The organism is Nocardioides sp. J9 (assembly GCF_007829375.1).
Classification (GTDB): domain Bacteria; phylum Actinomycetota; class Actinomycetes; order Propionibacteriales; family Nocardioidaceae; genus Nocardioides.
In genome coordinates, this window is the sequence record NZ_VLJQ01000083.1 from 14696 (window position 1) to 37853 (window position 23158).

Below are 23158 nucleotides of genomic sequence, written 5' to 3' on the forward strand. Positions count from 1 at the left end.
CTACGAGCGGTTCCGCTTCTCGTTGTCCTGCGACTACCTGATGGGCCGGTTCTCCGGACAACCGCGGCCCGACTCAGGCCACGACGGTGATTCGACTCGAGGGCCATCACGCACCGAGGTCACTCACGGTCACCAGGGGCAACTCTGCCCGCCCAACGCCCTGAGTTGCTTGCGTTAGAAGCCGCTTGCTGAAGACGAAGTCGCGGGGGCGGTTGACACAGTCCGCGGCGATCAGCTCGCCTTGGCGGAGGTAGAAGCAGGTGAAGTCGCGGTCCCGGTTCGGATCACCGCTGAGGACGACTTCGTCGTACCCGGTGTTGAGTCCAGCGATCTGAAGCTTGACGTCGTACTGATCTGACCAGAACCACGGAAGCGCCCTAATCTCCCTGCACTTTCCAGAGATTGTCGCCGCCGCCGCCTTCGCCTGCTCCCCCGCACTGGGCACGCACTCCAGGCGGACCCGACTGCCGTAGCGGGCGATGTCTCGACTCGTGCAGTCGCCGGCCGCGACGATGTCCGGATCGCTGGTCCGGGCCCGGTCGTCAATCACGACACCGTTGTCGATCACCAGGCCGGCGGATGCGGCGAGTTCAGTGTTCGGCTCGATACCGATACCAACAATGACGAGGTCTGCCGGGACTGATTCACCGCTGGACAGGACCACTTCGCGGACCCGAGCATCACCCGCGAGGGCCTCGACCAGGGCGCTCGTCTGAATGCACACCCCCTCCTCACGGTGGATTCGATCGAAAAATGCCGAGACCTCGGGGGCCGTCACGCGTTCGAGGACTCGCTCGGTCGCCTCGAGGACGGTGACGTCGAGACCCAGCGCGCGGAGTGAGGCGGCCGTCTCCAGCCCGACATAGCCGCCACCGACGACCACCGCCCTGCTGCCCGGTTTGGCTGTCGCTCTGATCAAATCCACGTCCGCGGCGGTGCGAAGGTAGTGGACTCCGGCAAGGTGGGCTCCCGGAACCCGGAGCCGTCGCGGACGCGCGCCGGTGCACAAAGCCAGCTTGTCGTAGGCCAGCGACTCGCCGGTGCTCAGCGATACTCGACCAGCAGAGCGGTCGATCCGCTCCACGGTCGCACCGAGAAGGCGGATCTCTTGGCGTGCGTAGAACTCTGCGCTGCGGATCGCCAGTTCCGCGAGTGTGCTCTTCCCTGCCAGGTAGGCCTTCGACAAGGGAGGGCGTTGACAGGGAAGTGCCGACTCGTCACCGACCAGGACAACCTCGCCGGCCCAGCCTTCCTGGCGCAGACTGGCGGCGACTTGGGCACCGGCATGGCTTGCCCCGACGATCACCGCTCGCTGCACGCTCATGCGGTGGGCTTCGCGGTGAGCCGGACCATCAGCTTGCTGATGCCCCGTACGAAGTTGGACTGTACGTACTCCGGCTCCCCCACGACCTCGATCTTCTCGAAGCGCGGGAGCAGTTCCTCCCACAGGACCCTCAGCTGGAGCTCGGCCAGCCGATTGCCCATACAGCGGTGGACGCCGAAGCCAAAGGCGATGTGGTTGCGCGCGTTGGGCCGATCGATGATCAGCTCATCCGGACGCTCGAACACAGTCTCGTCGCGGTTGCCGGAGGCGTACCACATCACGACCTTGTCGCCCTTGCGGATGAACTGGCCGTTCAGGACTGTGTCCGCCTTGGCGATCCGGCGCATGTAGGCGAGCGGAGTCTGCCAGCGGATGATCTCCGACACCATGTTGGGGATCACGTCGGGGTTGGCCTTCAGCTTCTCAAATTGATCGGGGAACTGGTTGAGCGCAAGAACGCCGCCACTCATCGAGTTGCGGGTCGTGTCGTTGCCCCCGACGATCAGCAGCACCAGGTTTCCGAGGAACTCCATGGGGCGATCGATCAGGTCCTTGGTGTTCTCGTTGCTCTGCAACATGGTGATCAGATCGAAGCCCGGTTCCTCCCCTGCGGCAGTTCGGGCGGCCTTGTCATGCCAGAGCGCGCTGAGACCTCGCGCCATGTCGCGCATTCCGTGGAAGACCTCGTCGTTGTCAGAGGGACCGCCGTTCGCCTGCTCCATCGACGACGCAAGATCTGACCAGTAGGTCAGCTTGTGTCGTTGCTCGTACGGAAAGTCGAGCAAAGTGGCCAGCATGCGGCCCGTCAGCTCGATCGACACGTGTTGCACCCAGTTGAAGGGTTCGCCGACCGGAAGGCCGTCCAAGACCTCGCGGACGCGCTCTCGGATGAGACTCTCCATCTCGCGGAGGTTCTTCGGCGCGACAACGCCCTGGACCGCCTGCCGCTGCAGGTCGTGCCGCGGCGGGTCCATTGCGATGAACATCTCGATATCGAGGAAGCGGGGTGGCACGCCGATCACGATCAAGGGTTCGGCTGAGAAGACCTCATGGTTCTTGTCGACGGCGATGATGTCGGCGTGCCGGGTGACCGACCAGAATGGCCCGAACGGGCTGTTCGACTGATAGTGGACGGGAGCCTCGTTCCGCAGCCGCTGGAAGTAGGACTGCCAACGGCCCTGTCGGTACAGGAACGGATTGCTGAGGTCGATGTCCGCGAGCTCGACTTCTTCGACTGGCGGGATGGGACGCTCGACGAACATTCGCTCACCGTTGGTGCCCGTCACCCACCTCCTCGTCTTGTCGTAGAGATGCGCACCCTGGATCTGCCGCTCCATCGGGATGGCTGACTGAACTTTGGCAGTGATCGCCTCAGGAATCCTCATGATTTCGACGCTCCTCTCGTTGATCACATCTGGAATTCGGGCAGACGGACAGTCAGTCCGTCCCAGGCCTCGGAGACCACCATCTGGCAGGACAACCGAGAGGTCGGTTCACGCTCGGGGTTCATGGCGAGCATCTGCTCCTCGTCGGCACCGGATGGCCCCACGCGGTCCGACCACCGAGGGTCAACGATGACGTGACAGGTCCCGCACGCAGCCTCGCCCCCGCAGTCGCCGTCGATGCCGGGCACCGCGTTGTTCGTCGCGACCTGCATCAACGACTGCCCTTCCTCCAGGGACGCCGCGTGTGTCTCGCCGTCGTGCGACACGAAAGTAACCACTGCCATAACCAACTCCTGGTGCATGTCGGGGGCCGCAATGCCTTGCTCAAACTCTTGCCGCGGGCGCCGGGCCTGGCTATGTTCACCGGATCCAGATAGTTGTGAGTTCGGGTCAGAGAAAGGCTTCGATGAGCTTCACCGAACCGGGTGTCCCCTACACCGCATTCGCGCAGTTGCTCGAGAGCCAAGCGCTCGACGCGCACGCGGTCGCACAGTTCCGCGCCATCATGACTCGCGAGAGTGCCGCCGATCCGACCCTGCTGCAGCTTGAGGGCCAGGTCCCGGTGCGGTGGTTCCGGGAGGTCTACCCCGAGCTTGACGCCGAACAAGCAACCAAGCTCGGCCACGCGTTCGCAGAACACGCTCAGTTGACCTCTTTCGGCCCCTTGAGCGTTCCGCTCATCAGCGCAGGGTCCGTAGCCGAGATCATGGAACTGCTCACGTATCTTCCCTTGATCACGACGGCCGTCACGACACGGTTCCATCCGAACGAAGAGGGACTCACGGTTGGGCTCACAGGCCACATAGGTGATTCGGACCTGGACTGCCTGATCGTCACCTACTGCGGCGCCGCGCTGCGGCGATTGGTCCAGATGCTCGTCGGCGACGAATCAATCGTCAGACTGCACACGAGTTGGCCAGCACCGACCGACGTGGATCAGGACGACGCGCGGCCCGGGAACATGGTTTTCAACGCCCCGATGACGTTCCTCCACGTGCCCACTGAGCCTCTGAATGAGGTCTGTCGATTCTCCGATCCCGTTGCCTATCGGCTCGCCATTGCCGACCTCCGGGAAGCTCTCGAGCACAGGGTCGGACCCACGTCGTACTCGGCCAAGGTACGAGCGTCGTTGGACGAGGCTGCAGCGCTCAAGACGTGCCGGACGGTCGCCGAGGAGCTGTCAGTGTCCGCCAGCACCCTCAAACGGCGCCTCCACGAGGAGGGCACCACGTTCCGCGAGTTGCTCGAGTCGTCGTTGCTTGAGCGCGCCACGCTACGGCTACTCGACCGATCCATGTCGGTCAGCGAGATCGCCGTTGACCTCGGTTACAGCGACCTCACCAACTTCTCGCACGCCTTCAAGCGGTGGACGGGCCGGTCTCCACGGCAGTTTCGAGAATCGTGCCGGAGCTGGTGATCGATCCGCTTGGTGTGCGGCTCGCGTAGCCGGCACAGCGCCCGGCCCGACCTACGTGCCGGCATCGATCAGATCTGTCCCGACTCGCCGTGCTCGGCCAAGGTCGGCGCCCGATCTCACGATGCGTGCCCTCCGTCGCCTGCCAGGTACTGGCTACTGCCGCCCCCAACTGCTGATTCCAGATTCCGACGAGCTCCACCGATAGCGAGACCTCCAGCGGTGTCGGAGGAGTACAGCGGTCGGAGACGCTAGCCAGCAAGGCCCTGCATCAGTACAGCGAGGACCCGTTTCGCGATTTGTTCTGCGGACGGGCGGGTGTCTTCGACGGCGTGGTAGAGACCGGCGACGGTGATGGCGCCAAAGATCGCGAGCGAGGCGTCTTCGGGGTGGGGCTGGACCTGTAGCGATCCATCGGCGGCGCCTTCGTCGAGAAGTTGTTCGATGGGTCGCTGGAAAGCCTCCTGGAGGGCGTGGGCCAGCTCCGGGAGTCTGGTGGCACGACCAAGGTCACCCACGAGCGCTCGGCATGCGGCCGGCTGGTCGAGCATGACGGCGATCTGCGCGTGGACCGCGGCTTCGAGACGCTCGCGGGCGGTTCCGGGGGTGCCGACGGCGGCCGCAACCTCCCCGGCGATGGCTTCGAGCATGTCGGTGAGCAGGAAGGCCAGGATCTCGTCCTTGCCTGTGAAGTAGTAGTAGAGCGTTGCGCGGGGGATGCCGGAGGCGGCGGCGATGTCGTCCATCTTGGCCTCGGTGATGCCGCGCTCGGCGATCAGCTCTGCTGCGCCGTAGAGCTTGCTCGCGATCGTTGCTGGCAGTTGCCGCATCTGTGCCTTGACCTTTCGGGCGAACGTCTCTGCGTTCGTTCGATGTGTATCGACTGTGGCGCCAGTCTATGTTGTACTTTGAGTACAAACCAAAGATGCAGACACCGTGGGGGTATCCGTGGGTGTTGGGGCGCCGGGCCGTCTGGCCCACTTGTGCGCGGTGGGAATCCGCTTCCCGCGTGTGGTGGTTGTGGGCTGGCTGATCGCCGCTGCGGCGGTGACCTTCGGGCTGCCGTCTCTGCCATCGGTGGTTGAGCGAAACAGCGCCGCGTTCCTGCCCGAGGATGCTCCGACGTTGGCTGCGTTGCACCGGATGGATGAGGCGTTCGGGTCGGGACGCACCGAGTCGTTCGCCTACGTCGTGTTCCGCAACGAGAAGGGCTTGAGCGCAGCGGACACGCGCGCCTACCGCAATCTAGTGCGGACCCTGCAGGCGAATGAGGAGCGGGTCTCCGATGTGCAGCACTTCGTCGGCAACAAGGAGGCCCGGCAGCAGCTGGTCAGCGAGGACGGTCAGGCCGCCTACCTGGTGGTGGGGCTGACCAGTGGGATCGGGTCGCCGGACTCCGAGCAGGACGTGCACTGGCTGCGTGAACAGGTTGACGAGCTGTCGGCGCCATCGGGAACCACGACGCATGTGACCGGCGACCCGGCGATGATCACGGACCTGACCACGGAGGTGAACGCCGCCTCGGTGAGGATCACCGTCGTCTCAGGCCTCCTCCTGGTCATCATCTTGTTGATTATCTACCGCCGGATCACCACGGTGCTGCTCACCTTGGTGACGATCGGTGTCGCACTGGCCTGCGCCCGAGGGGTGCTGGCGTGGGCCGGTGAGCAAGGAATGGCGCTGTCGACCTATACCGATGCGTTCGTAACCGCCATCGTGCTCGGCGCCGGCACCGACTACTGCGTGTTCCTGATCAGCAGATTCCGTGAGGCGTTCGGGCGCGGGATCGACCCGCTCGCGGCGGTCGAGGAATCCGCGACCAGGGTGGGACCAGCCCTGGTGGCCTCCGCGGGCACGGTCATCCTGGCCGCGATCTGCCTGGGGTTCACCAAGCTGGCCATCTTCTCCACGACCGGACCGCCGATGGCGATCTGCGTCGCGGTCACCGTGGCGGTGAGCCTGACCTTTACCCCGGCGCTGATGGTCTGGTTCGGCCCGAGAATCGGTCCGGCGCGTACGCCCACACCGACCTCGGCGTGGTCGCGTGTGGGCCAGCTCGTGGCGCGTCGACCCGCTCGCGTGCTCTTGGTCGGTACCGCCGTGTTGGTGGCGCTGGCCGCGTTCTTGCCGACGATGGTGATCTCCTACGACCAACGGAACTCCCAGCCCGAAGAGACCCCGAGCAACCAGGGCCTGACAGTGCTGGAGGAGCACTTCCCCCGCAACGAGACCCTGCCTGACTATCTGCTGGTCGAATCCCCTCGCGACATGCGCAATCCCAAGGACCTCGCCGTCCTCAACGAAGTCAGCCGTGCCGTGGCCAAGGTCGACGGCGTGACTGGTGTACGCAGCATCACCCAGCCGGCCGGCACGCCTCTGAAGCCGGCATCGATCGCCCGGCAGCTCAAGCGACTCGCCAACGGCCTCGGGCGTGCCAGCGACGGCCTGGAGGAGGGCCAACCCGGGCTGGAACGCCTCTCCTCAGGCAGCACTCAGCTCGCGGACGCGATCGACCAGGTGGCCAACGGCGCCGACCAGGCCCACGACGGCGTTGGCCAGCTGGTAAGCGGCACCAACGACCTCACCGACGGCCTCGGCCGGGCTGCGAAGAACACCCGGGGAGCCGCGCAGGGCGCCCGCCGCCTCCAGACCGGTGCCGCCACCTTGGCGACAGGCCTCCAGACCGCGCACGACCAAGTCAGCATCGCAGTAGACGGCATCGACCTGATCGTCCAGGCACTCAACCGCGACCTGCTCTGCACCGCCGACCCAATCTGTCGCCGATCCAGGGAGGGCCTCGCCCAGATCCACCGCGGCCTGAAGAACGAACTCCTGCCCGGACTGCAGAAGGCAGCCAACGGCGCGGCACGGATCGCCCGCGGTCAAGGGCGGCTCGCGGGTGGACTCGACAGCCTCGTCGCCGGGCTGAACCAGGCCAAGAAGGGTTCCAAACAGATCACCAAGGGCCAACGCATCCTGCGCACCCGGCTGGGGCAAATGGCGGACGGCACCAACCAGATCGCCGGAAACGCCGAGGCCTTCGCTCCGGGAATCGAGGAGCTCATCAGTCAGACCAGCGTGCTCGCCGAGAACCTGGAACGTTCTGAGTCCTACCTGCGAACAGTCAACCGTCAGGCCAACACCCCAGAGGCAGGCGGCTTCTATCTACCCGCCAGCGCCCTGCGCGACCAGCGTTTCGCTTACGCCCGCGACGTCTTTCTCAGCCCCGACGGCCGCGTCGCACGCATCCAGGTCACCGGCGACACCGACCCCCTGAGCCCCGACGGGCTGCGCCGCTTCGACGAAGCCCAGGCGACCGCCGAATCCGCGCTCAACCAGACACGTCTCGACGACGCGACCATCAGCGGCACCGGAGCGGCAGGGCTCGGCGCCGACCTGAACCGCTACCTGTACGACGACGCCAAGCTCGTGCTCGCTGCGGTCCTCCTGGTCGTCCTGCTGCTACTCATCGTCACGCTGCGCTCCCTCGCCGCCCCCCTGTACCTGCTCGCCTCAGTCGCGCTCTCCTGCGCTGCGGCCCTCGGTCTGACCACCCTGGTCTTCCAAGACATCCTCGGCCACGACATCCAGTTCCCCGTCCCGGTCATCACTTTCGTGCTGCTGGTCGCCGTTGGCGCCGACTACAACATCCTGCTCATGAGTCGCATGCGCGAGAACGGCACCACCCTGACCCGCGCGGCAGTCGCCGAAGCCGTCACCCTCACCGGCCCGGTGATCACCTCCGCCGGCATCATCTTCGCCAGCACCTTCATCGCACTCCTGAGCTCACCGGTGATCACCCTCGCCCAAACCGGGTTCGCCGTCGCAGCCGGGCTGCTGCTTGACACCTTCGTGGTCCGCAGCCTCATCGTCCCCGCCTGTGCAGCGCTACTCGAGAACCACAACTGGTGGCCCGCCCGCAACCCGCGGCACTCTGAGCAACCCGCGGCATCGCGGGCAAAGACGGCCTCCTGAACCGCGCCCGCACATCTCCATCCGCTGAGCCATCCGATTGTGCCGCGCAAGGGGATCGAGTGCCGGCCTTGGCTTGCTGTGCGGATCGGAAGTGGCTCGGACTAGCGCCGACCCTCGACGTCGTGGCGCAGTTGGGGTACGACATGCCGTCTGAGCTGGCTGCTTCCCCGGAGCGCCACCGACCGCGACACGGCCTATCGCGACGCTGACCGGGGTCGCAGGGACCACGACCGCGTTCACCGCCCCTTGGACGAGCAGGGACTCGGCAGCATAGACATCGTGATCGCAAGCTTGTGGTTCTGACCGTCCCGGTCATCGCCGTCGTGGCCCACCGGTTCGACGAGCGCCACCGCCTCTTTGGGCCTCGCGCCGATCGCCGGCGTCGTGGTCGTGGGCGCGCTCGACCTCCTCACCAGCGACGCCTCGATGGCGGCGCAGATCTTCTTTCATCTTCCCAGCGCTCTACGGGCGTCGCAGTTGTCGATGGCCGGCGAGATCGCCGTGGTCTTCCACGTTCCGGAGCCCGGGGGCAGCGCACAGCGGCGGATCGCGACTGTGGTGCGCAACCTTCAGCGGCCCGCTGCCCCGCCCTTCGAAGCAACGTGCGTTCATGCATGCATGTAGTCTCTCCCCGTGCCGGTCCAAGTCAGAACCCAAGAAGAGCGCTCGGCCGCGACGCGGCTGGCGCTCCTGGACGCCACGGTGGCCTGCCTGGCCGAACTCGGCTACGCGGGCACGACCAGTGCCGCGGTAGCGGCGCGGGCAGGTCTCTCGCGCGGCGCCCAGCTGCATCACTTCGGTACACGGGACCAGTTGGTCGTCTCGGCCGTCGAGCACTTGGCGCAGGAACGCCTACGCCGGGCCCGAGAGCAGATGGTCCTCCTCGGACCCGCTGGCGCCGGAGCAGGGAAGAGGGAGACGGCGCTCCGGTTGCTCGCCGAGGCCCTCTCCGGCCCCCTGTACGCCGCGAGCCTCGAGTTGTGGGTCGCAGCTCGCGCTCATCAGGCCCTACGGGCCGAGCTGGTTCCCGCCGAAGAACGCGTCAACGCCGAGCTCGCCGAGATCTGCCGCACCTACGTCACCGAGGACCCTGTGGAGATCCGGCTCACCCTCGACCTCCTCCTCGGTCGAGGGGTCAGCGGCCTGCTGAGTCCGCATTCAGGTCAGCGTCAAGCCGAGGCCCTGGACGCCTGGGCGCGACGCCTACAAGGACGGCCTCGTGGCTGACCTGCAAACGCTGCTCGCGGCGTGGGCGGAGAAGTTCGTCAGCTACCCCGACGGCGCCGACCTGCCGCCCCACCACGACGAGTGCCTGGGGTGCGGACCGCACAACCCCCACGGGCACCACCTTCGATCCGTCCGCCACGGCGATGGCGTGCACGCCTGGCACACCTTCGACAACCGCCACGTAGGCGCCCCTGGGATCGTCCATGGCGGCGCCGTGGCCACGGTCGTCGATGACCTCTACGGGTTCCTTCTCTTCCTAGAGGGCGGGCCCGCTGTCACCCGCCAGCTCTCCATCGACTACCTGGCGCCGGTGCTGATCGGAACGACCTACCGACTCCAAGCCGACGTCATCCGACGCGACGGACGCAAGTTGTTCGTCGCCGCCAGCGCAGCCGCACCAGACGGTCCCACCGTCATCACTTCGACGGCCGTGTTCGTCAAAGTGGGCGCCGAGCACTTCGCGCAAGGCACTCCATCGGGATCCCCCACCGGCTGACTCTCCACGGCGGCCAGACCGCTTCGCGCCAACCAACGGGCGCCTGTTGCGTGTCCGCTGACCATCCGCGGAGGTTCGGTGCCCCCACGGCGCGAGATACACCGGGCTCCCCAGTCACGACGCCCTCAGGCGAGACAGATGCGGCCCAACCTCCGGCCGCTCGCGCGCCCCCGGCTGGAACGCCGGCGCGCTTCCTCCTCAAGGCCGCTCCGGCAAGCCCCACCCAACGCTGCCCTCGAAGACTTACATACATGCGCGATCGCATGTAGCCTGCTGATTGGACGGTCCTCTCGTCCCGTCCACGTGAGGCGGGTAACCCATGCATGACCGACACGCCTGGCACCAGATGGCTGACCTGCTCTCCGACGCGGTGCTAAACGCCATGTGGTGGCTCTACGGCGGACTGATCGCCTTCGGGAGCTGCTGGTGGATGGGATACGGCGGCTACCGCGCCTGGCAGGAGTGGGATCGGGATCGGCTTCAGCGGCGCGAGGAGCGGCGGGCACACCGGCTCGAGGATGACGTCGCTCGCGGCCTGCGTGAGGTTGAGCTGTTCTTGCAGGACCAGTGTCCTTCGAACGGAGCGCACGCGGAGAAGGCGTCGAAGGCACCCCGGACCCACCGGTGGCGCCCCTACCGAGGTGAATCTCCCCGAGCCTGAGTCCGCGCCGCCACACCCACCCTGTGCGGCGACTGTGGTCGTGCCGGGCCGGCATGGGCTCCGCCGTGGCGGCGTCCTTGGATGGTCAGTCGGTTGCCTTGCTCACGGCGTCGATCCCGGGCGTCCCCTCGCTGCCCTCGCCTTCGGTGAGCATCCGCAGGAGTCGGTCACCCTCGACGTCGAGGTCGGGCAGGATCCGGTCCAGCCAAGGCGGCAGCCACCATGCCTTGTCGCCAAACAGTGCCATCAGCGCCGGGGTCAACGTGATGCGCACCAAGAATGCGTCGATGAGGATGCCGATCGCGAGCGCGAACCCGATCTGCTTGATCATCACGTCGTGGCTGGAGATGAATCCGGCGAACACCGAGACCATGATCACCGCGGCGGCGACCACGACCCGGCTGGCCTGGTCGAAACCGTGCACCACGCCGGCCTGGCCGTGGTGGCCGTGGACGTGGGACTCGCGCATCGAGGAGACCAGGAAGACCTGGTAGTCCATCGCCAGCCCGTAAAGGATTCCAGTGACGATCACCGGGACGAAGCTGAACAACGGCCCGCCGGTGTCGATCCCCACCAGCCAGCCAAGCCACCCCCACGAGAACACCGCGGTGGTCACCCCGAAGGTCGCCAGGATACTGAGCAGAAATCCGAGCGTGGCCTGGATCGGGACCACGAGTGACCGGAAGACCACCAGCAGAATCATCAGCGACAGTCCGACGATGATGGCCAGGTAGAGCGGCACGATCTCGGCGAGCCGGTCGGACATGTCGATCCCGATCGCGGTGAAGCCGGTGACACCGACTTCGACGTCGTACTCCTGTGCGACCGCCGACCTGGGTGCACGCAGCGCCTTGACGAGGTCAGCGGTGGCGTCGTCGTCCGGACCGGAGGTTGGGATGATGCTGAGGACCGTCATCTGCCCGTCCTTGCTGGTGCCCACAGGCACCGCGGCCACCACCTCGTCACGCTGCTGCAGCTGCTGGCTCACCGCAGCGAGGGTCTGGCCGTCGAGGGCAGCACCCTCCGAGGACTCCACGGTCACCAGCAGCGGCCCGTTGAACCCCTCACCGAACCCCTGCGTCACCAGTTCATAGCTCTGCCGGGCGGCCGTGTCGGTGTTCGCGGTCGCACCCGTCGGCAACCCCAGGTCCATGCTCGCCGCGGGAGCAGCGCCCACGCCCAGCACCGCCACCACACCGAGGATCACCGGCCAGCGAAACCGCAGCACCGCCTTGACCCACCGGTCGGCCACGCTGTGGCTGCCCTGCCTCTCCCGCTTGTTGTGTCCCTTCTGCCGCGTCTTGGCCGAGACGATCCGCTCTCCGATCAGTCCGAGCATGGCCGGCAACAGGGTCAGGGCGATGAGGACGGCAAGCAGGACCGTGGCCGCGGCGACCAAGGCCATGGTGGTGAGCATCGAGATCCCGATGACGGTGAGCGCGACCAGCGCCACGATCACGGTGAGGCCGGCGAAGAGCACCGCGCTGCCCGCGGTCCCGACCGCACGGCCAGCTGCCTCGCGGGCATCGAGGCCGCGGTCGATGATCAGTCGCCGCTGCCGGTTGACCACGAACAACGCATAATCGATGCCCACGGCGAGGCCGATCATCAACGCCAGCACCGGGGTTGCGGTGGTCATCTCCACCGACGTCGACAGCGCAAACGCCGTCCCCACACCCACCCCGACTCCGACCAGGGCGGTGATCAAAGGAAGACCGGCGGCGACGAGCGAGCCAAGCGTGAGGACGAGCACCACGGCCGCGACCGCGAGACCGACCACCTCGGCCGCGCCGACCGGGATCTCGATCGCCTTAAGCGAGTCACTCGGCAGTACCTGCAGGCCGGTTCCCTGCTCCGCATCCTCGACCACCTCCAACACCGCAGAGACCTGCTCGTCGGTCAGCGAAGTGGACGGCACCGTGAACTGGAATTGGAGCAGCGCCACCGGTGCCCGGGTCGAGACCAGGACGCCGGGCACCGGGGTCCCGTCGACGACCATCGGCCGGTACGGCGGCGCGGTCGTCTCCGACTCCCGTTGCGGCTGGTCGACCCTCGGCTCTGCCTGAGGTTGTGCCTGGCCCTGGCCCTGGCTCAGTTCGGCCGGGTTGACGACCTGCTGCAGCTCGTAGACCTCCCGCACCGTCTCGGCGATGGCGGCCATCCGCTCCGGTGTCTCCAGCCGCTCGCCGTCCGGGACGGTGAACACGACACTCGCCTGGCCACCCGAAGCCTGCGGTAGCTCCTCGGTGACCCGGTCCAGGACCTGTTGGGCCTCGGTGTTGTCGATCTTCATCTCCGAGGTCACCTTCACCCCGTTGACCACCAACGCAGCCGCCACCGCAGCCAGCACCAACAGCCACCCGACGATGAAGGGCCAGGGTCTGCCGTAGCAGCCGCGTCCGAGGTGGTACAAGAATGTGGACATCGGGGCTGCTCCTCAGCGGGTGATGTGCGGGTCAGAAGCCGTTACGGAGGTGCTTGAAGACCTCGGTCAGGAAGTCGTCGAACTCCACGGCCCCGCGACTGGGAAGTTCGCCAGGAAGGCGGACGTCGACGAGCCCCTCGAGCGCGGAGGAGACCATGCCGTAGACGGCGCCGACCAGCAGCGTGACGTACGAAGGCGGGTAGCGCCCGGCCGCCACGGCGACCATTCGCTCCTCGACCTCCAACCGCATCCGGTGTTGGACGTGGTAGACGTGTGGCTCCAACGAGGGATTCGCGCGCGCCAACGTCAAGACCTCCCGCATCCGGGACAGTCCCGTGGTCGTCAGCTGCAGCCGCAGCACGACCTCGACCGCATCCAGCAACCCCCGTCCCTCCGACACTTCCTCGAGTGCATCGGCGGCTGCCTCGATACCGGCGTAGGCGACCGATGCCACCGCCGCCTCCTTGCAGGGATAGTGGTTCGCGAAGGTACGGCGCGAGTACCCAGCCATCTCCGCGACCTCCTCGATCACGAACCCGTCCAGGCCGCGCTCCTTCGCCAGGTCGAAGGCGGCCTCGGCAAGTGCCCGCGCGGTCGCCGCACGCTTCCTCTCCCTCAGGCCTTCGATCACGACGCCACTCTCACAGGAATGTGCCCATTGGGCAAGATTGCCCATTACGCACCCCGGCCGTCGAGATGGGGCCACGTCGGACGGCATGAGGAGGACGGTCCTGGGCACCATGGGTCGCAGGGCTGCCCGACTGGCGTCCGCGCCGTGCCAGGGCCGGCCGAGGCTCGACGATGAGGTGAGTGGGAATGGCGATGACACCAGGAGGTCACTCCGGGACCGAGGGTTCGCGCGTCCCTGAGGCCCGCCGCGGACTAGCCAGATTGGGCCTGCGTTTGATCGCTGGTTCTGTCCTCGCCTCGGCCACGCTTCCGTGGCTCGCAGACTGGAACCGCCGCCATACCTTCGGCCCCGAGTACGGGCCGCACGCCCGCTGGCACGGCACGTCGGAGGTCGTCAGCGCGACTACGGAAGGACTTGTGGCGCTCTGGCTGCTGCGCAACCGCCAGTCGGGCGCCCCCTCCTCGGAGCGTCTCATCACCGCAGCGGCTCTGCTGCCGATCGCCCGCTGGGCGCCGTTCAACCTGACCCTGCTCATACCGGGCACGTCGCCCTACGACCAACACCACATCCCCCAACGGATCCTGGGAATGCCGGCCGCACTGCTGAGCCAGGACCTGATCGCCGCCGCAGCGGCTCTGGGCCTCATTCTGAGACGAACCGCGCGGCGAACGTGATTGCCCGAGGGCGACGGGGCGCCGACGAACGTCAGACCTGTTGGCCCGCCCACTTCTGACAGGGCCCGGGAACGACCCCTCGACTCTGCCAGAGGTCTCGACCTGAACTGTGGGGGTGTGTTGTACTCGGAGTACAAACACATTGTCGAGACCGAGAGTTACCTCTGGGGTCCTCGGCCCTGACGGGATCACCACCTTCCGGCAGCGCCCTCGCAGGACGCCCAGGCGAGACACACCAGATTCCGGCAGGAGTGCAGCGGCGTGAGCGGGCGCCTCCGCGCAAGGCACGGGACGAACACCACTTGGAGAGCGCCGATGGGCAACCAACAGCTGACCTACAGCCCCTTCGATCCCGACATCATCGCCGACCCCTACCCGATCTACCGGGAGCTTCGCAGCGAAGCCCCCGCCTACTGGTCGGAGCAGGCGAACACCTGGGTGCTCAGCCGATACGACGACGTCTGCGCAGCTCTCGCCGACCCGGCGACGTACTCCTCGGCGTCCGGGATCTTCCCGACCCCTCCGGGGGTCGACATGACCGAGTTGTTCCTGCCCATGCTCATCATGACTGATCCACCGCGGCACACCGCGTTGCGCAAGATCGTCAGCAAGGCCTTCACCCCCCGGCGAATCGCCGCACTCGAACCACAAATCCACACCATCGTCGAGGACCTCCTCAACGATTCGCCAGAATCCGGCGGGTGGGACTTCGTCTCCGGGTTCGCCGGTCCCCTCCCCGCCGTCGTCATCGCCGACATGCTCGGCGTGCCACGCGCAGACCGTGACCGGTTCCGTATCTGGTCCACCACCCTCATCCAATCCAACCCCACCCGCGGCGAGTTCGGCCCCGGCCTGGACGCCGCGGCGTCGCTCTACGAGTACTTCTCAGGGTTCCTCGAGGAACGACGCGCGCACCCGCAGGACGACCTCATGACCGCCCTGGTCCAGGCCGATGCCGACGGCGAACGCCTCAGCGAGGAGGAACTGCTCGGCTTCTGCCTGCTCCTGCTCGTGGCCGGACACGAGACCACCACGAACCTTCTCTCCAACAGCGCGGTCGTGCTCGCTCAGCATCCCGATAGCCGCCGCGAACTGGCGAACCGCCCAGAGCTCGTCACCAGCGCCGTGGAGGAACTGCTCCGCTACGACTCCCCCGTCCAGGGCCTCTCGCGCACCCTGACCCGCCCGGTCGACGTGCACGGACAACACATGACGGCTGGCCAGACCGTGCTGCTTCTGTTCGGATCCGCCAACCGCGACGACCAAGCCTTCCCCAATGCGGATCACTTCGACCTCCACCGCGCGCCAGAACGGCAGGTCGCGTTCGGACGCGGCATCCACTTCTGTCTCGGCGCGGCGCTGGCCCGGCTCGAAGCGCGCATCGCCCTGCAGACACTCTTGGCCCGCAAGCCGGACTGGCAGGTCGACCTCGACTCGGCCGTTCGACTCCGCTCTGGCCCCATCCGCGGCTACGTCTCGCTTCCCCTGGAGTAGGGGCAAGTCTCCATGGGCCCCCGGGGCCCAGGCGGCAGCAACAGCCCGTCAGCGATTGAATCGCCCAGGGGGCTGACGGAGGATCGGGACACACCAGAGTCTCCACGAAACGCGGGCGATCAATCGGCTCCGGCGACGCGAGGAACGTCGCACCATGGAATCCAGCCGCGACCTGCGGGCGGATCGCGGAGGCGATCACGAACTCATAGGCATTGAAACGGCGCAGCGTAGCCAGCGCTACACCGCTCTGCCGCCGGCTGCGGCTATCAGCCGTGATTGAGGTCGAGTGACATGGTCATTAGCCACTCGCGGACACTGCCAGCGCGTACGGTCGACCAGCTCATGCTCCAAGCCGGCTCAGCCCGCGTACCTAGAAGTGCCGGATCAACAGGGGGTCCCCGGCAACGCCCAACCCCGTCAGCCATGGACTTCGAGCGAGGCGAGCATGCGTCGACAGTCTTGCGAAACCGTTAGCCAGAGCGATGGCTCATCCGCTCTGTGTCCGCTGCCCACACACGGGCGTGACAAGCACATACTGAGGTGCGGCGCGCTGCCCTGCCGCGATGCATCGCCGCCCGACGCGATTCGGCAACCGGGATGACCGGCCAGCCCGGCGCCCGAGACCGTCGCGAGGCGAAGCTCGAGGCCCTACAGCAACAACTCTCAGCGTCGGTGTCCGCGCTCGTCACGGGTGATGACTGGAAGCGAGCGCTGACGTTTGCCGCCGAGTTCCGCTCGCGCAGCTTCAACAACACGATGCTGATCTACGCCCAGCACTACTCTGCGTTCAAAGAGGGACGCGTGCCCGAACCGACGCCGACGTACGTGGCCGGTTTCCACCAGTGGCTCACGCTCGGACGCCATGTCGAGAAGGGCCAGCACGGCTACGGGATTCTCGCGCCGGTCACTGCCAGGTTCGCCTCCGCGAACCCGTCGGACCCGGCGTCGTGGCGTCGTCTCTCGCGCGGCGAGAAGCCGGGTTCTGGGGAGTCAGTGAGGTCGAAGCTCGTCGGCCTCAAGCCCACCCACGTCTGGGACGTCTCGCAGACGGCCGGCGATCCCCTGCCCGAGTTGCCCCGCCCGACCCTACTGCACGGCCAGGCGCCTGCCGGTCTCTGGGACGGTCTCGCCGATCAGATCACGGCTCTCGGGTTTGAGCTCCGATTGGTCTCCTCCGCGGCGGCGATCGGTGGCGCCAATGGGCTGACCGACTTCCTCGCCCGCGAGGTCTCGGTACGCACGGACATGGATGACGCCGCCCAGGTGAAGACTCTGGCCCACGACCTATTGACCGCACCAACTGGAGTGTCCTGAGCCGTCCCCGGGCGACCAGTGCGGCACGACTCGCCGGTCGATGGGGATGTCCGCCGTTCCCGAGGCTTTGCGTGCTGCCGTTCGTCGCGACGACGAGCGGAAGGACATCTGGGATGGAGCGTGACGTGACGGCTTTGGTCGTCCCGACCATCGGCGCCGTGGCCAGCATCGACGCGGCGCCGGGCACGGTGCTGCTGGATGCGACTGGCGAGCCGGTCGAAGAGGTCAGCGAGTTCTTCGCCACGATGGTGGCCTGCGGCGCGAGCTTCAGTTCGCTGCGGTCCTATGGCCTGGCGCTGCTGCGTTGGTGGCGGTTCCTGGCTGTCATCGAGGTGCCTTGGCAGCGCGCGGGCCGGATCGAGGCACGCGACTTCGTGTTGTGGATGCGGCTGGTGGGCCCAGCAGGCCGGCCGGGCGGGTACGCGCCGGCGACGATCAACCACGCCCTCGCGGTGGTCAAGATGTTCTACGCCGACCGGACCCGCGCCGGCGACGGGCCACTGGTCAACCCGGTCCCCGACGCCGTCCATCGAGCCGGACGGAGGTCCCAAGCGCATCACAATCCGATGCAGCCCTTCGCGCCAGGACCGCGGGCGCCACTGCGGCAGAAGATGCCTGAGCGGATTCCTCGCCACCTGCCCGACGGGCTCTTCGACGAGCTGTTCGCTACGTTGCGCTCGGACCGGGACCGTGCCCTGCTGGCGTTCTACGTCTCGACCGGTGCCCGCGCCTCTGAACTCCTCGGCGTCACCGTGGACCTCGTGAATCCCGGCGACCAGCGCATCGGCGTACGTCGGAAGGGCTCGGGCCGGTTGCAGTGGCTACCCGCCTCCGCGGATGCGTTCGTGTGGCTTCGGCTCTACGAGCAGCAGACCGAGCGTCCGGCCGGCGAGCAGGCGTTGTGGCTGACCCGGCGACGTCCGGTGCGCCCGCTGACCTACTCGGCAGCCCGGCGAATGCTGCAACGGGCGAACGAGTCGCTGGGCACGGCCTGGACGCTGCACGACCTGAGGCACACCGCCGCTCAGCGGATGGTCGACGACCCCGCCATGTCGTTGACCGATGTGCAGTGGGTGCTGGGCCACGCCCACATCACCACGACCCAGCTCTATCTGCGTCCGCGGGAGGAAGAGGTCGTCGCCCGCGTGCTGGCCCATCACCGCGACCGGGTTGAACGGCCGTCCACACCACCACCGCCTGTGGACACGGCGGGATACTCCGCCGAGGTGCTGGCGGTGCTGTTCGGCGGGACACGGCCATGAGCGACCACATCGACCCGGTCGCCCACCTTCAGAAGGCCGCGCGCCCGTCGCGCAACGTGCCCGCCAACAACGGTGGCCTACGCCCCAAGGCGCCGACCCCGACGCTTCCGACGCCGGCGATCGCCCGGCCGACAGTGTGGGCCGCCTCCCAGATGAGCTATGAGGAGTTGCTCGCCGCGGTCCGCGACCTGGAATCCGCGAACGGCACCACGTTGTCGAAGCAGATCCGCAGCCAGGTGTTGTTCGCGGAAACCCTCCTCGGTTGGCTGCTGAGGTTCCCCGGGGAGTCGTGGCAGCAACGGTGGCACGCCTCCGGTGCGGACGCAGCCGGAAGGGACTGGACCGCCTTGGCCGCCGAGCCCGACAGACACGGGCACCTTGTCGCTGCTGCGGGCAGGCTCCTGCTGCTGGACGTGATCCGTCCCGACTACTCCTGGCTCTACGCGACCCAGGCCACACCCAGACTCTACGAACGGCTCCGGACGCTGCGTGATCCCGCGGGGTTCGCCGACATGGAGCGTCTTTGCGACGCGGATGCGCGGATGCTGCCGAGCGACCGGCGCCAGGCGTTGAACCAGCTCACCAGGATGCTGGTCCACAACGGCGGCACGTTGGGCGACATCACCCTGCCGGACTGCATCGAGGCCCACCGTGCGCAAGACGGCTACCGTGGCCGGTCTCACCCCCGCTGGTACACGCTGCTCCGGGAGGCCGCGATCCTGCCGGCCGACAGCCCGCCGACCATCTTCGCCGCGTCACGGCGAGGGCAGTTGACGATCGAGGAGATGGTCGACCGCTACGACGTCGTGTGCCGTCCGGTCAGAGACCTGTTCGTCGCCTACCTCTACGAACGCCGTGCCGCGATGGACTACAACTCCATCCGCTACCTCGCGGCCAAGCTCGTCCTCTTGTTCTGGCGCGACCTGGAGATCCACGAGCCCGGCATCGAGTCCCTGCACCTGACCGACGAGGTCGCGCGTCGCTGGAAGACCAGGCTCAGCGGCCCGGTGCTGTACGGCAGCAACCGCGTCGGGAAGAAGCGCGAGGACCCCTACACGATCCTCATGGCCGTCCGTGCTTTCTACGCCGACCTCTCCCACTGGGCGCTGGAGGACTCCGCCCGATGGGCCACCTGGGCCGCACCCTCCCCGGTCAACTCCCGCGACCTGGCCGGCATGACCAAGATGCTCAAGCAGTCGCGGTCGCGCACCCACCAGCGCATCCGGGAACTCGCGCCCCTACTTCCACGGCTCGTCGACGCAGCCAGCGACACCCGAGCGGCAGCCAAGGAACTGCACGATGCCGCCGCAGCGACCCCGCCCGGCCAGTCGTTCACCCAGGATGGTCACACGCTACGACGAGCGACCCTGAGCGACGACGGGAGCCGCGGCCGGAAGGTCAGTCGTGGCCACGTTTACGTCGACAATCCGGAGTCCGGCGGCACCAGCGACCGGCCGCAGGACAATCGCCGGAACCTAAGCCTTGAGGCCGACCGGGCGTTCTGGGCGTGGGCGCTGGTCGAGGTGCTGCGTCACACCGGGGCACGCATCGAGGAAGTCCTCGAGATCACCCACCGTTCCTTCGTGTCCTACCGGCTGCCCTCGACTGGTGAGGTGATCCCGATGCTGCAGATCACCCCGTCCAAGACCGACAAGGAGCGGCTCTTGGTCATCGGCCCCGAGCTCGCAGTGGCGTTCGCCGAGATCATCTCCCACGTCCGCGGCGACAACGAGCAGCTGCCGCTGGTCAGCCGCTACGACAGCGCCGAACGCGTGCACAGCCCCGAGCTTCCGTACTTGTTTCAACGGCCCTATGGGATAGGCAGGACCGCGATGAGCTCCTCCTACGTCATCAAGCTGCTCGACGAGCTGGTCACCACCGCGAAGATCACCAACAACGGCGGCACACCGGCCAAGTTCAGCCCCCACGACTTCCGAAGGATCTTCGCCACCGAGGCCGTAGCGTCCGGCCTGCCCGTGCACATCACCGCCAAGATCCTGGGCCACGACTCGATCGCGACGACCCAGACCTATGCGGCGGTCTACGACCAGGACGTGATCGAGCACCACCGTGCCTACATCGCCCGCCGGCGAGCACTGCGGCCGTCTCAGGAGTACCGCGAACCCACCGACAGCGAATGGGACGAGTTCCTCGGCCACTTCGCCCAACGCAAACTCGAACTCGGCACCTGCGGGCGTGCCTACGGCACCGGCTGCCAACACGAACACGCCTGCATCCGCTGCCCCATGCTCCGTCCCGACCCCGCACAGCACCAACGGCTTCAGCAGATCATCGACAGCCTCGACGGCCGGATCGCCGAGGCCAGCAATCGGGGCTGGCTCGGCGAGGTCGACGGCCTGCGAACCAGCCGCGCCGCCGCCGAACAGAAACTCACCCAGATGCAGCGCACCGCCACCAACCTCGGCCTGCCCACCGTCCGGAGCCGACTCGACCCGTCGCCGGATGCGTAAGGCGAAGCTCTCTCGCCGTCAGGCCACGAACAGGCCGCGGAGACCCGGGGTGGGTGTCGCCCCATGACCGCCGTTCTAGCCGACGACGCGAAGTCCATCGCGGTCGCGCTCGTTGCCGCGTGGCGATCGCTCCGAGGCCCAGTCGTCGATCGGCTGAGCCCGGATCCACCATGGATGATTTCTCGTCGGCCCTGAACGGCGCTTGAGAGGCCTGGGGCGTGGCTGGGCAGGGGGTGGCCGCCGGTCTGTCCGGCTCTTCCACGTGGTTCTGGGTGACGCCCGGGCGGGCTGGGTGGTCAGGTCGTGATTGGGGCTGGTGGGGCGGTCGCGGTCGCCCACAGTGCTTCCCAGGCGGATGCCCATGGCCAGCCGAGGGGGAGGTGCAGGTCGAGCCGGCGGGCGGTGGCCGCGATGCGGCCCGGGACGTCGATGAGCTTCTTGCGCAGGGTGGCCCATCGTGCGCGGTGCAGCGATGCGGCGACGCCGGTGGCGCGGGCGAGGTTGAACGCGGTGACCGCGAGCGCGACCCAGGCAGCGTTCGCGGTGTACTTCCCCGACGGTAGGTGGGCCAAGGCGTTGTCCTTGAGCTCGGCGATGACCTGCTCGACGATGGCGTGGTCGCGGTGATGCTGGTCGGCCTTCACCGTCGGCAGCGTGGTGTTGGTGATGAAGGCGTGGTGGCGGTAGGCAGCGAACAGCTCACCCTGCGCGGTGCCGTCGGAGGCCAGTGGCTGGAGTCGTTTGACGCGGCGCACCACGAGGCGGCAGGTGACGTGCTCGGCCTTGCGGCGGCCGGTGAACGCGGTGAAGCCGATCTCGGCGACCTCTGCGTCGGAGACCCAACGCTGTTCGGTCTCGTCGAACACCGCGTTCGGGTACTCGATCGGCCTCCAGGCTCCGGCGGGGATGGCGGTGATCGCGCGGGTGACGGTCTTGGTCATCCGCGCGGTCACCGAGAACCACGCCTTGTGCCGCAGGGCGGTGCCGACGAACGCCCACCCGTAGTAGGCCGAGTCCGCTCGCGCGAGGATCTGCCCGCTCACCCCGGCAGCACGAGCGGTGGTGATGGCCTGGGCCAGCAGCCGTCCCGCACCTTTGGCCGAGGCGGTGTTCCCCGACCGCAGCCTCGCCCGGGCGATCACCGGCGCGGCCAGCGGCGTCGAGATCGTGGCGAGCTGGATGTTGAGGCCCCGCTGCCGGGTGTATCCGAACGCGGCGCCCTGCTTGGCGTGGCCGTGGACCTCGCGGACGGTGTCGTCGAGGTCGACCGTGGCGAACCCGTCTCCACCGGCAAGCAGCCCCGGGACCCGCTCGGTCAGCCCCGCCAGCAAGGCGGCGTTGACAGCGTCGAGCTGCTGGACGTGTCCGTGGGTGAACGAGCGCAGGAACGTCCCCAGCGTCGAGGGCGCCCGGACCCCGCCGAACAACCGAGTCATGCCGCCGTGCCGCAGCAGGTCCATGTCGTCGATCGAGTCCGCACCGGCCAGCATCCCGCCCACCACACACGCCGCCTTCGCCGACGCGTTCGGCGAGGGCACCGTCACCCCGGCGAGAAGGTCGTACAGGCCAGCGGACTCGGCCAGCCGCAGCGCGGGAACCAGACCAGCCGACGACACCAGGTTGGGGTCATCGAACACGGGCCGGACCTTGTGGGAAGGTTGCACTTACGAGGTGTCCCTTGCTCGGTGGCGAAACGGTTGTGTGAGAACTCCGATTCTCCCGCCCAGCAAGGGCATTCTCGTTCTACGCCACGCTCACCCCGACGCCCCCAACGGTGGATTCAGGCTGAGGCGGCGCATGAAGCTGCGGGAGAGTCTCGAACTCCGCGCGATGGGATCCAGTGTCAACCCCGGAACCAGCCGAGAGTGACACGCGTCACACTGGTGTAGAGTCGCTATCGATCGGCCAAGAGCGAATCCGATGGCGTCGGTCGAAGCGTCGTTGCGAGGGAGGGTCCGCCAGTGCGGTCATTGAGAATGCGTAGTCTCTGTCTCGGCTCGGCAGCCGTTGTCTGCCTAGGATTTCTCGTCGTTGCTCCAGCCATGGCTGACGAGTGAGGTTCCCAAGACGGCAACACTGGTGCGCACCCCGATGAGGATCCGCACTCGTATTGTCTGGGGAGTTCCGTGTCTGCTGACCTCGAGGAGAACATCGACGCCGCAGCATGGAACGCACTTGATCCCACGCAGGTTAACGTCAATTCCAGTTCGMCCTGCCAGTTGACGGGCGCGGGCGAGACGGATGTGGTGTGGACTCAGGGGAATATCGCATCTGGGGCACTCGCGTGGACCGACTGCGACGACTACGAAAGCGACCCTCCGACAAATCAGTGCGACCAGAATTAC

At 67.2% G+C, this 23158-nt stretch carries 18 protein-coding genes; 11 read left to right on the forward strand and 7 right to left on the reverse strand.

The window, feature by feature from the left end; genetic code table 11:
- Nucleotides 1–106: 106 nt before the first annotated feature.
- From L615_RS14035 to L615_RS14045, 3 genes are read right to left on the reverse strand one after another with little or no spacing between them, the layout of a single operon-like run.
- Nucleotides 107–1324: an NAD(P)/FAD-dependent oxidoreductase gene (locus L615_RS14035; protein WP_145725470.1), complete on the reverse strand. Its 1218-nt coding sequence runs from the start codon at nt 1322–1324 to the stop codon at nt 107–109.
- Nucleotides 1321–2709 (reverse strand): cytochrome P450, encoded by a 1389-nt coding sequence (locus L615_RS14040; protein ID WP_145725482.1) that lies wholly within the window; start codon nt 2707–2709, stop codon nt 1321–1323. The genes L615_RS14035 and L615_RS14040 overlap by 4 nt, the downstream gene beginning before the upstream one ends.
- Nucleotides 2710–2732: 23 nt before the next feature.
- The gene (locus L615_RS14045; protein WP_145725471.1) at nt 2733–3053 is read right to left on the reverse strand and encodes a 2Fe-2S iron-sulfur cluster-binding protein; all 321 of its coding nucleotides are present in this window, start codon (nt 3051–3053) and stop codon (nt 2733–2735) included.
- Nucleotides 3054–3175: 122 nt separating this feature from the next.
- Between L615_RS14045 and L615_RS14050 the strand changes: the two genes are divergently transcribed.
- Nucleotides 3176–4186 (forward strand): AraC family transcriptional regulator, encoded by a 1011-nt coding sequence (locus L615_RS14050; protein WP_145725472.1) that lies wholly within the window; start codon nt 3176–3178, stop codon nt 4184–4186.
- A 248-nt stretch (nt 4187–4434) separates the two neighbouring features.
- On the opposite strand, the gene L615_RS14055 is transcribed toward L615_RS14050, so the two are convergent.
- Nucleotides 4435–5013: a TetR/AcrR family transcriptional regulator gene (locus tag L615_RS14055; protein WP_028655366.1), complete on the reverse strand. Its 579-nt coding sequence runs from the start codon at nt 5011–5013 to the stop codon at nt 4435–4437.
- Nucleotides 5014–5173: 160 nt separating this feature from the next.
- On the opposite strand from L615_RS14055, the gene L615_RS14060 reads away from it, so the two are divergent.
- The 4 genes from L615_RS14060 to L615_RS14075 all read left to right on the forward strand — a co-directional run bounded on the left by L615_RS14060 (nt 5174) and on the right by L615_RS14075 (nt 9881).
- Nucleotides 5174–8158, forward strand: coding sequence for an efflux RND transporter permease subunit (locus tag L615_RS14060; protein WP_261376696.1), 2985 nt, complete (start codon nt 5174–5176; stop codon nt 8156–8158).
- A gap of 390 nt (nt 8159–8548) precedes the next feature.
- Nucleotides 8549–8782: a hypothetical protein gene (locus L615_RS14065; protein ID WP_145725474.1), complete on the forward strand. Its 234-nt coding sequence runs from the start codon at nt 8549–8551 to the stop codon at nt 8780–8782.
- Nucleotides 8783–8791: 9 nt separating this feature from the next.
- Nucleotides 8792–9385, forward strand: a complete 594-nt coding sequence (locus L615_RS14070; RefSeq protein WP_145725475.1) for a TetR/AcrR family transcriptional regulator — start codon at nt 8792–8794, stop codon at nt 9383–9385.
- A complete protein-coding gene (locus tag L615_RS14075) occupies nt 9378–9881 on the forward strand; it encodes a PaaI family thioesterase (protein WP_145725476.1) in 504 nt (167 codons plus the stop codon). Before L615_RS14070 ends, L615_RS14075 begins: the two co-directional genes overlap by 8 nt.
- Before the next feature lie 746 nt (nt 9882–10627).
- Here L615_RS14075 and L615_RS14080 read toward each other — a convergent pair.
- A complete protein-coding gene (locus tag L615_RS14080) occupies nt 10628–12967 on the reverse strand; it encodes an MMPL family transporter (RefSeq protein WP_145725477.1) in 2340 nt (779 codons plus the stop codon).
- A gap of 31 nt (nt 12968–12998) precedes the next feature.
- Entirely contained in the window at nt 12999–13598 is a 600-nt protein-coding gene (locus L615_RS14085) for a TetR/AcrR family transcriptional regulator (RefSeq protein ID WP_186449868.1), read from the reverse strand.
- A gap of 416 nt (nt 13599–14014) precedes the next feature.
- On the opposite strand from L615_RS14085, the gene L615_RS14090 reads away from it, so the two are divergent.
- The 5 genes from L615_RS14090 to L615_RS14110 all read left to right on the forward strand — a co-directional run bounded on the left by L615_RS14090 (nt 14015) and on the right by L615_RS14110 (nt 20813).
- Nucleotides 14015–14272 (forward strand): hypothetical protein, encoded by a 258-nt coding sequence (locus L615_RS14090; protein WP_028655360.1) that lies wholly within the window; start codon nt 14015–14017, stop codon nt 14270–14272.
- A 315-nt stretch (nt 14273–14587) separates the two neighbouring features.
- Nucleotides 14588–15766 (forward strand): cytochrome P450, encoded by a 1179-nt coding sequence (locus L615_RS14095; protein WP_028655359.1) that lies wholly within the window; start codon nt 14588–14590, stop codon nt 15764–15766.
- A 597-nt stretch (nt 15767–16363) separates the two neighbouring features.
- Nucleotides 16364–17080: an ArdC-like ssDNA-binding domain-containing protein gene (locus L615_RS14100; protein ID WP_145725479.1), complete on the forward strand. Its 717-nt coding sequence runs from the start codon at nt 16364–16366 to the stop codon at nt 17078–17080.
- 113 nt (nt 17081–17193) lie between these two features.
- Nucleotides 17194–18342 (forward strand): site-specific integrase, encoded by a 1149-nt coding sequence (locus L615_RS14105; RefSeq protein ID WP_135831088.1) that lies wholly within the window; start codon nt 17194–17196, stop codon nt 18340–18342.
- Entirely contained in the window at nt 18339–20813 is a 2475-nt protein-coding gene (locus L615_RS14110) for a site-specific integrase (RefSeq protein ID WP_145724637.1), read from the forward strand. The genes L615_RS14105 and L615_RS14110 overlap by 4 nt, the downstream gene beginning before the upstream one ends.
- A 296-nt stretch (nt 20814–21109) precedes the next feature.
- On the opposite strand, the gene L615_RS14115 is transcribed toward L615_RS14110, so the two are convergent.
- On the reverse strand, nt 21110–22477 hold the full coding sequence (locus L615_RS14115; protein ID WP_145724635.1) for an IS1380 family transposase: 1368 nt from the start codon (nt 22475–22477) through the stop codon (nt 21110–21112).
- A gap of 462 nt (nt 22478–22939) precedes the next feature.
- Here L615_RS14115 and L615_RS23825 point away from each other — a divergent pair.
- Nucleotides 22940–23158 (forward strand): hypothetical protein (locus L615_RS23825; protein WP_222430481.1); only part of this gene is annotated, 219 nt, incomplete at its 3' end.

Excerpts from the sequence above, each read along its gene's own strand:
- L615_RS14095 (WP_028655359.1), top strand. The coding sequence starts at position 14,588 with ATGGGCAACCAACAGCTGACCTACAGCCCCTTCGATCCCGACATCATC.
- L615_RS14055 (WP_028655366.1), bottom strand. The coding sequence starts at position 5,013 with ATGCGGCAACTGCCAGCAACGATCGCGAGCAAGCTCTACGGCGCAGCA.
- L615_RS14080 (WP_145725477.1), bottom strand. The coding sequence starts at position 12,967 with ATGTCCACATTCTTGTACCACCTCGGACGCGGCTGCTACGGCAGACCC.
- L615_RS14035 (WP_145725470.1), bottom strand. The coding sequence starts at position 1,324 with ATGAGCGTGCAGCGAGCGGTGATCGTCGGGGCAAGCCATGCCGGTGCC.
- L615_RS14040 (WP_145725482.1), bottom strand. The coding sequence starts at position 2,709 with ATGAGGATTCCTGAGGCGATCACTGCCAAAGTTCAGTCAGCCATCCCG.
- L615_RS14045 (WP_145725471.1), bottom strand. The coding sequence starts at position 3,053 with ATGGCAGTGGTTACTTTCGTGTCGCACGACGGCGAGACACACGCGGCG.
- L615_RS14100 (WP_145725479.1), top strand. The coding sequence starts at position 16,364 with ATGACCGGCCAGCCCGGCGCCCGAGACCGTCGCGAGGCGAAGCTCGAG.
- L615_RS14105 (WP_135831088.1), top strand. The coding sequence starts at position 17,194 with ATGGAGCGTGACGTGACGGCTTTGGTCGTCCCGACCATCGGCGCCGTG.
- L615_RS14050 (WP_145725472.1), top strand. The coding sequence starts at position 3,176 with ATGAGCTTCACCGAACCGGGTGTCCCCTACACCGCATTCGCGCAGTTG.
- L615_RS14110 (WP_145724637.1), top strand. The coding sequence starts at position 18,339 with ATGAGCGACCACATCGACCCGGTCGCCCACCTTCAGAAGGCCGCGCGC.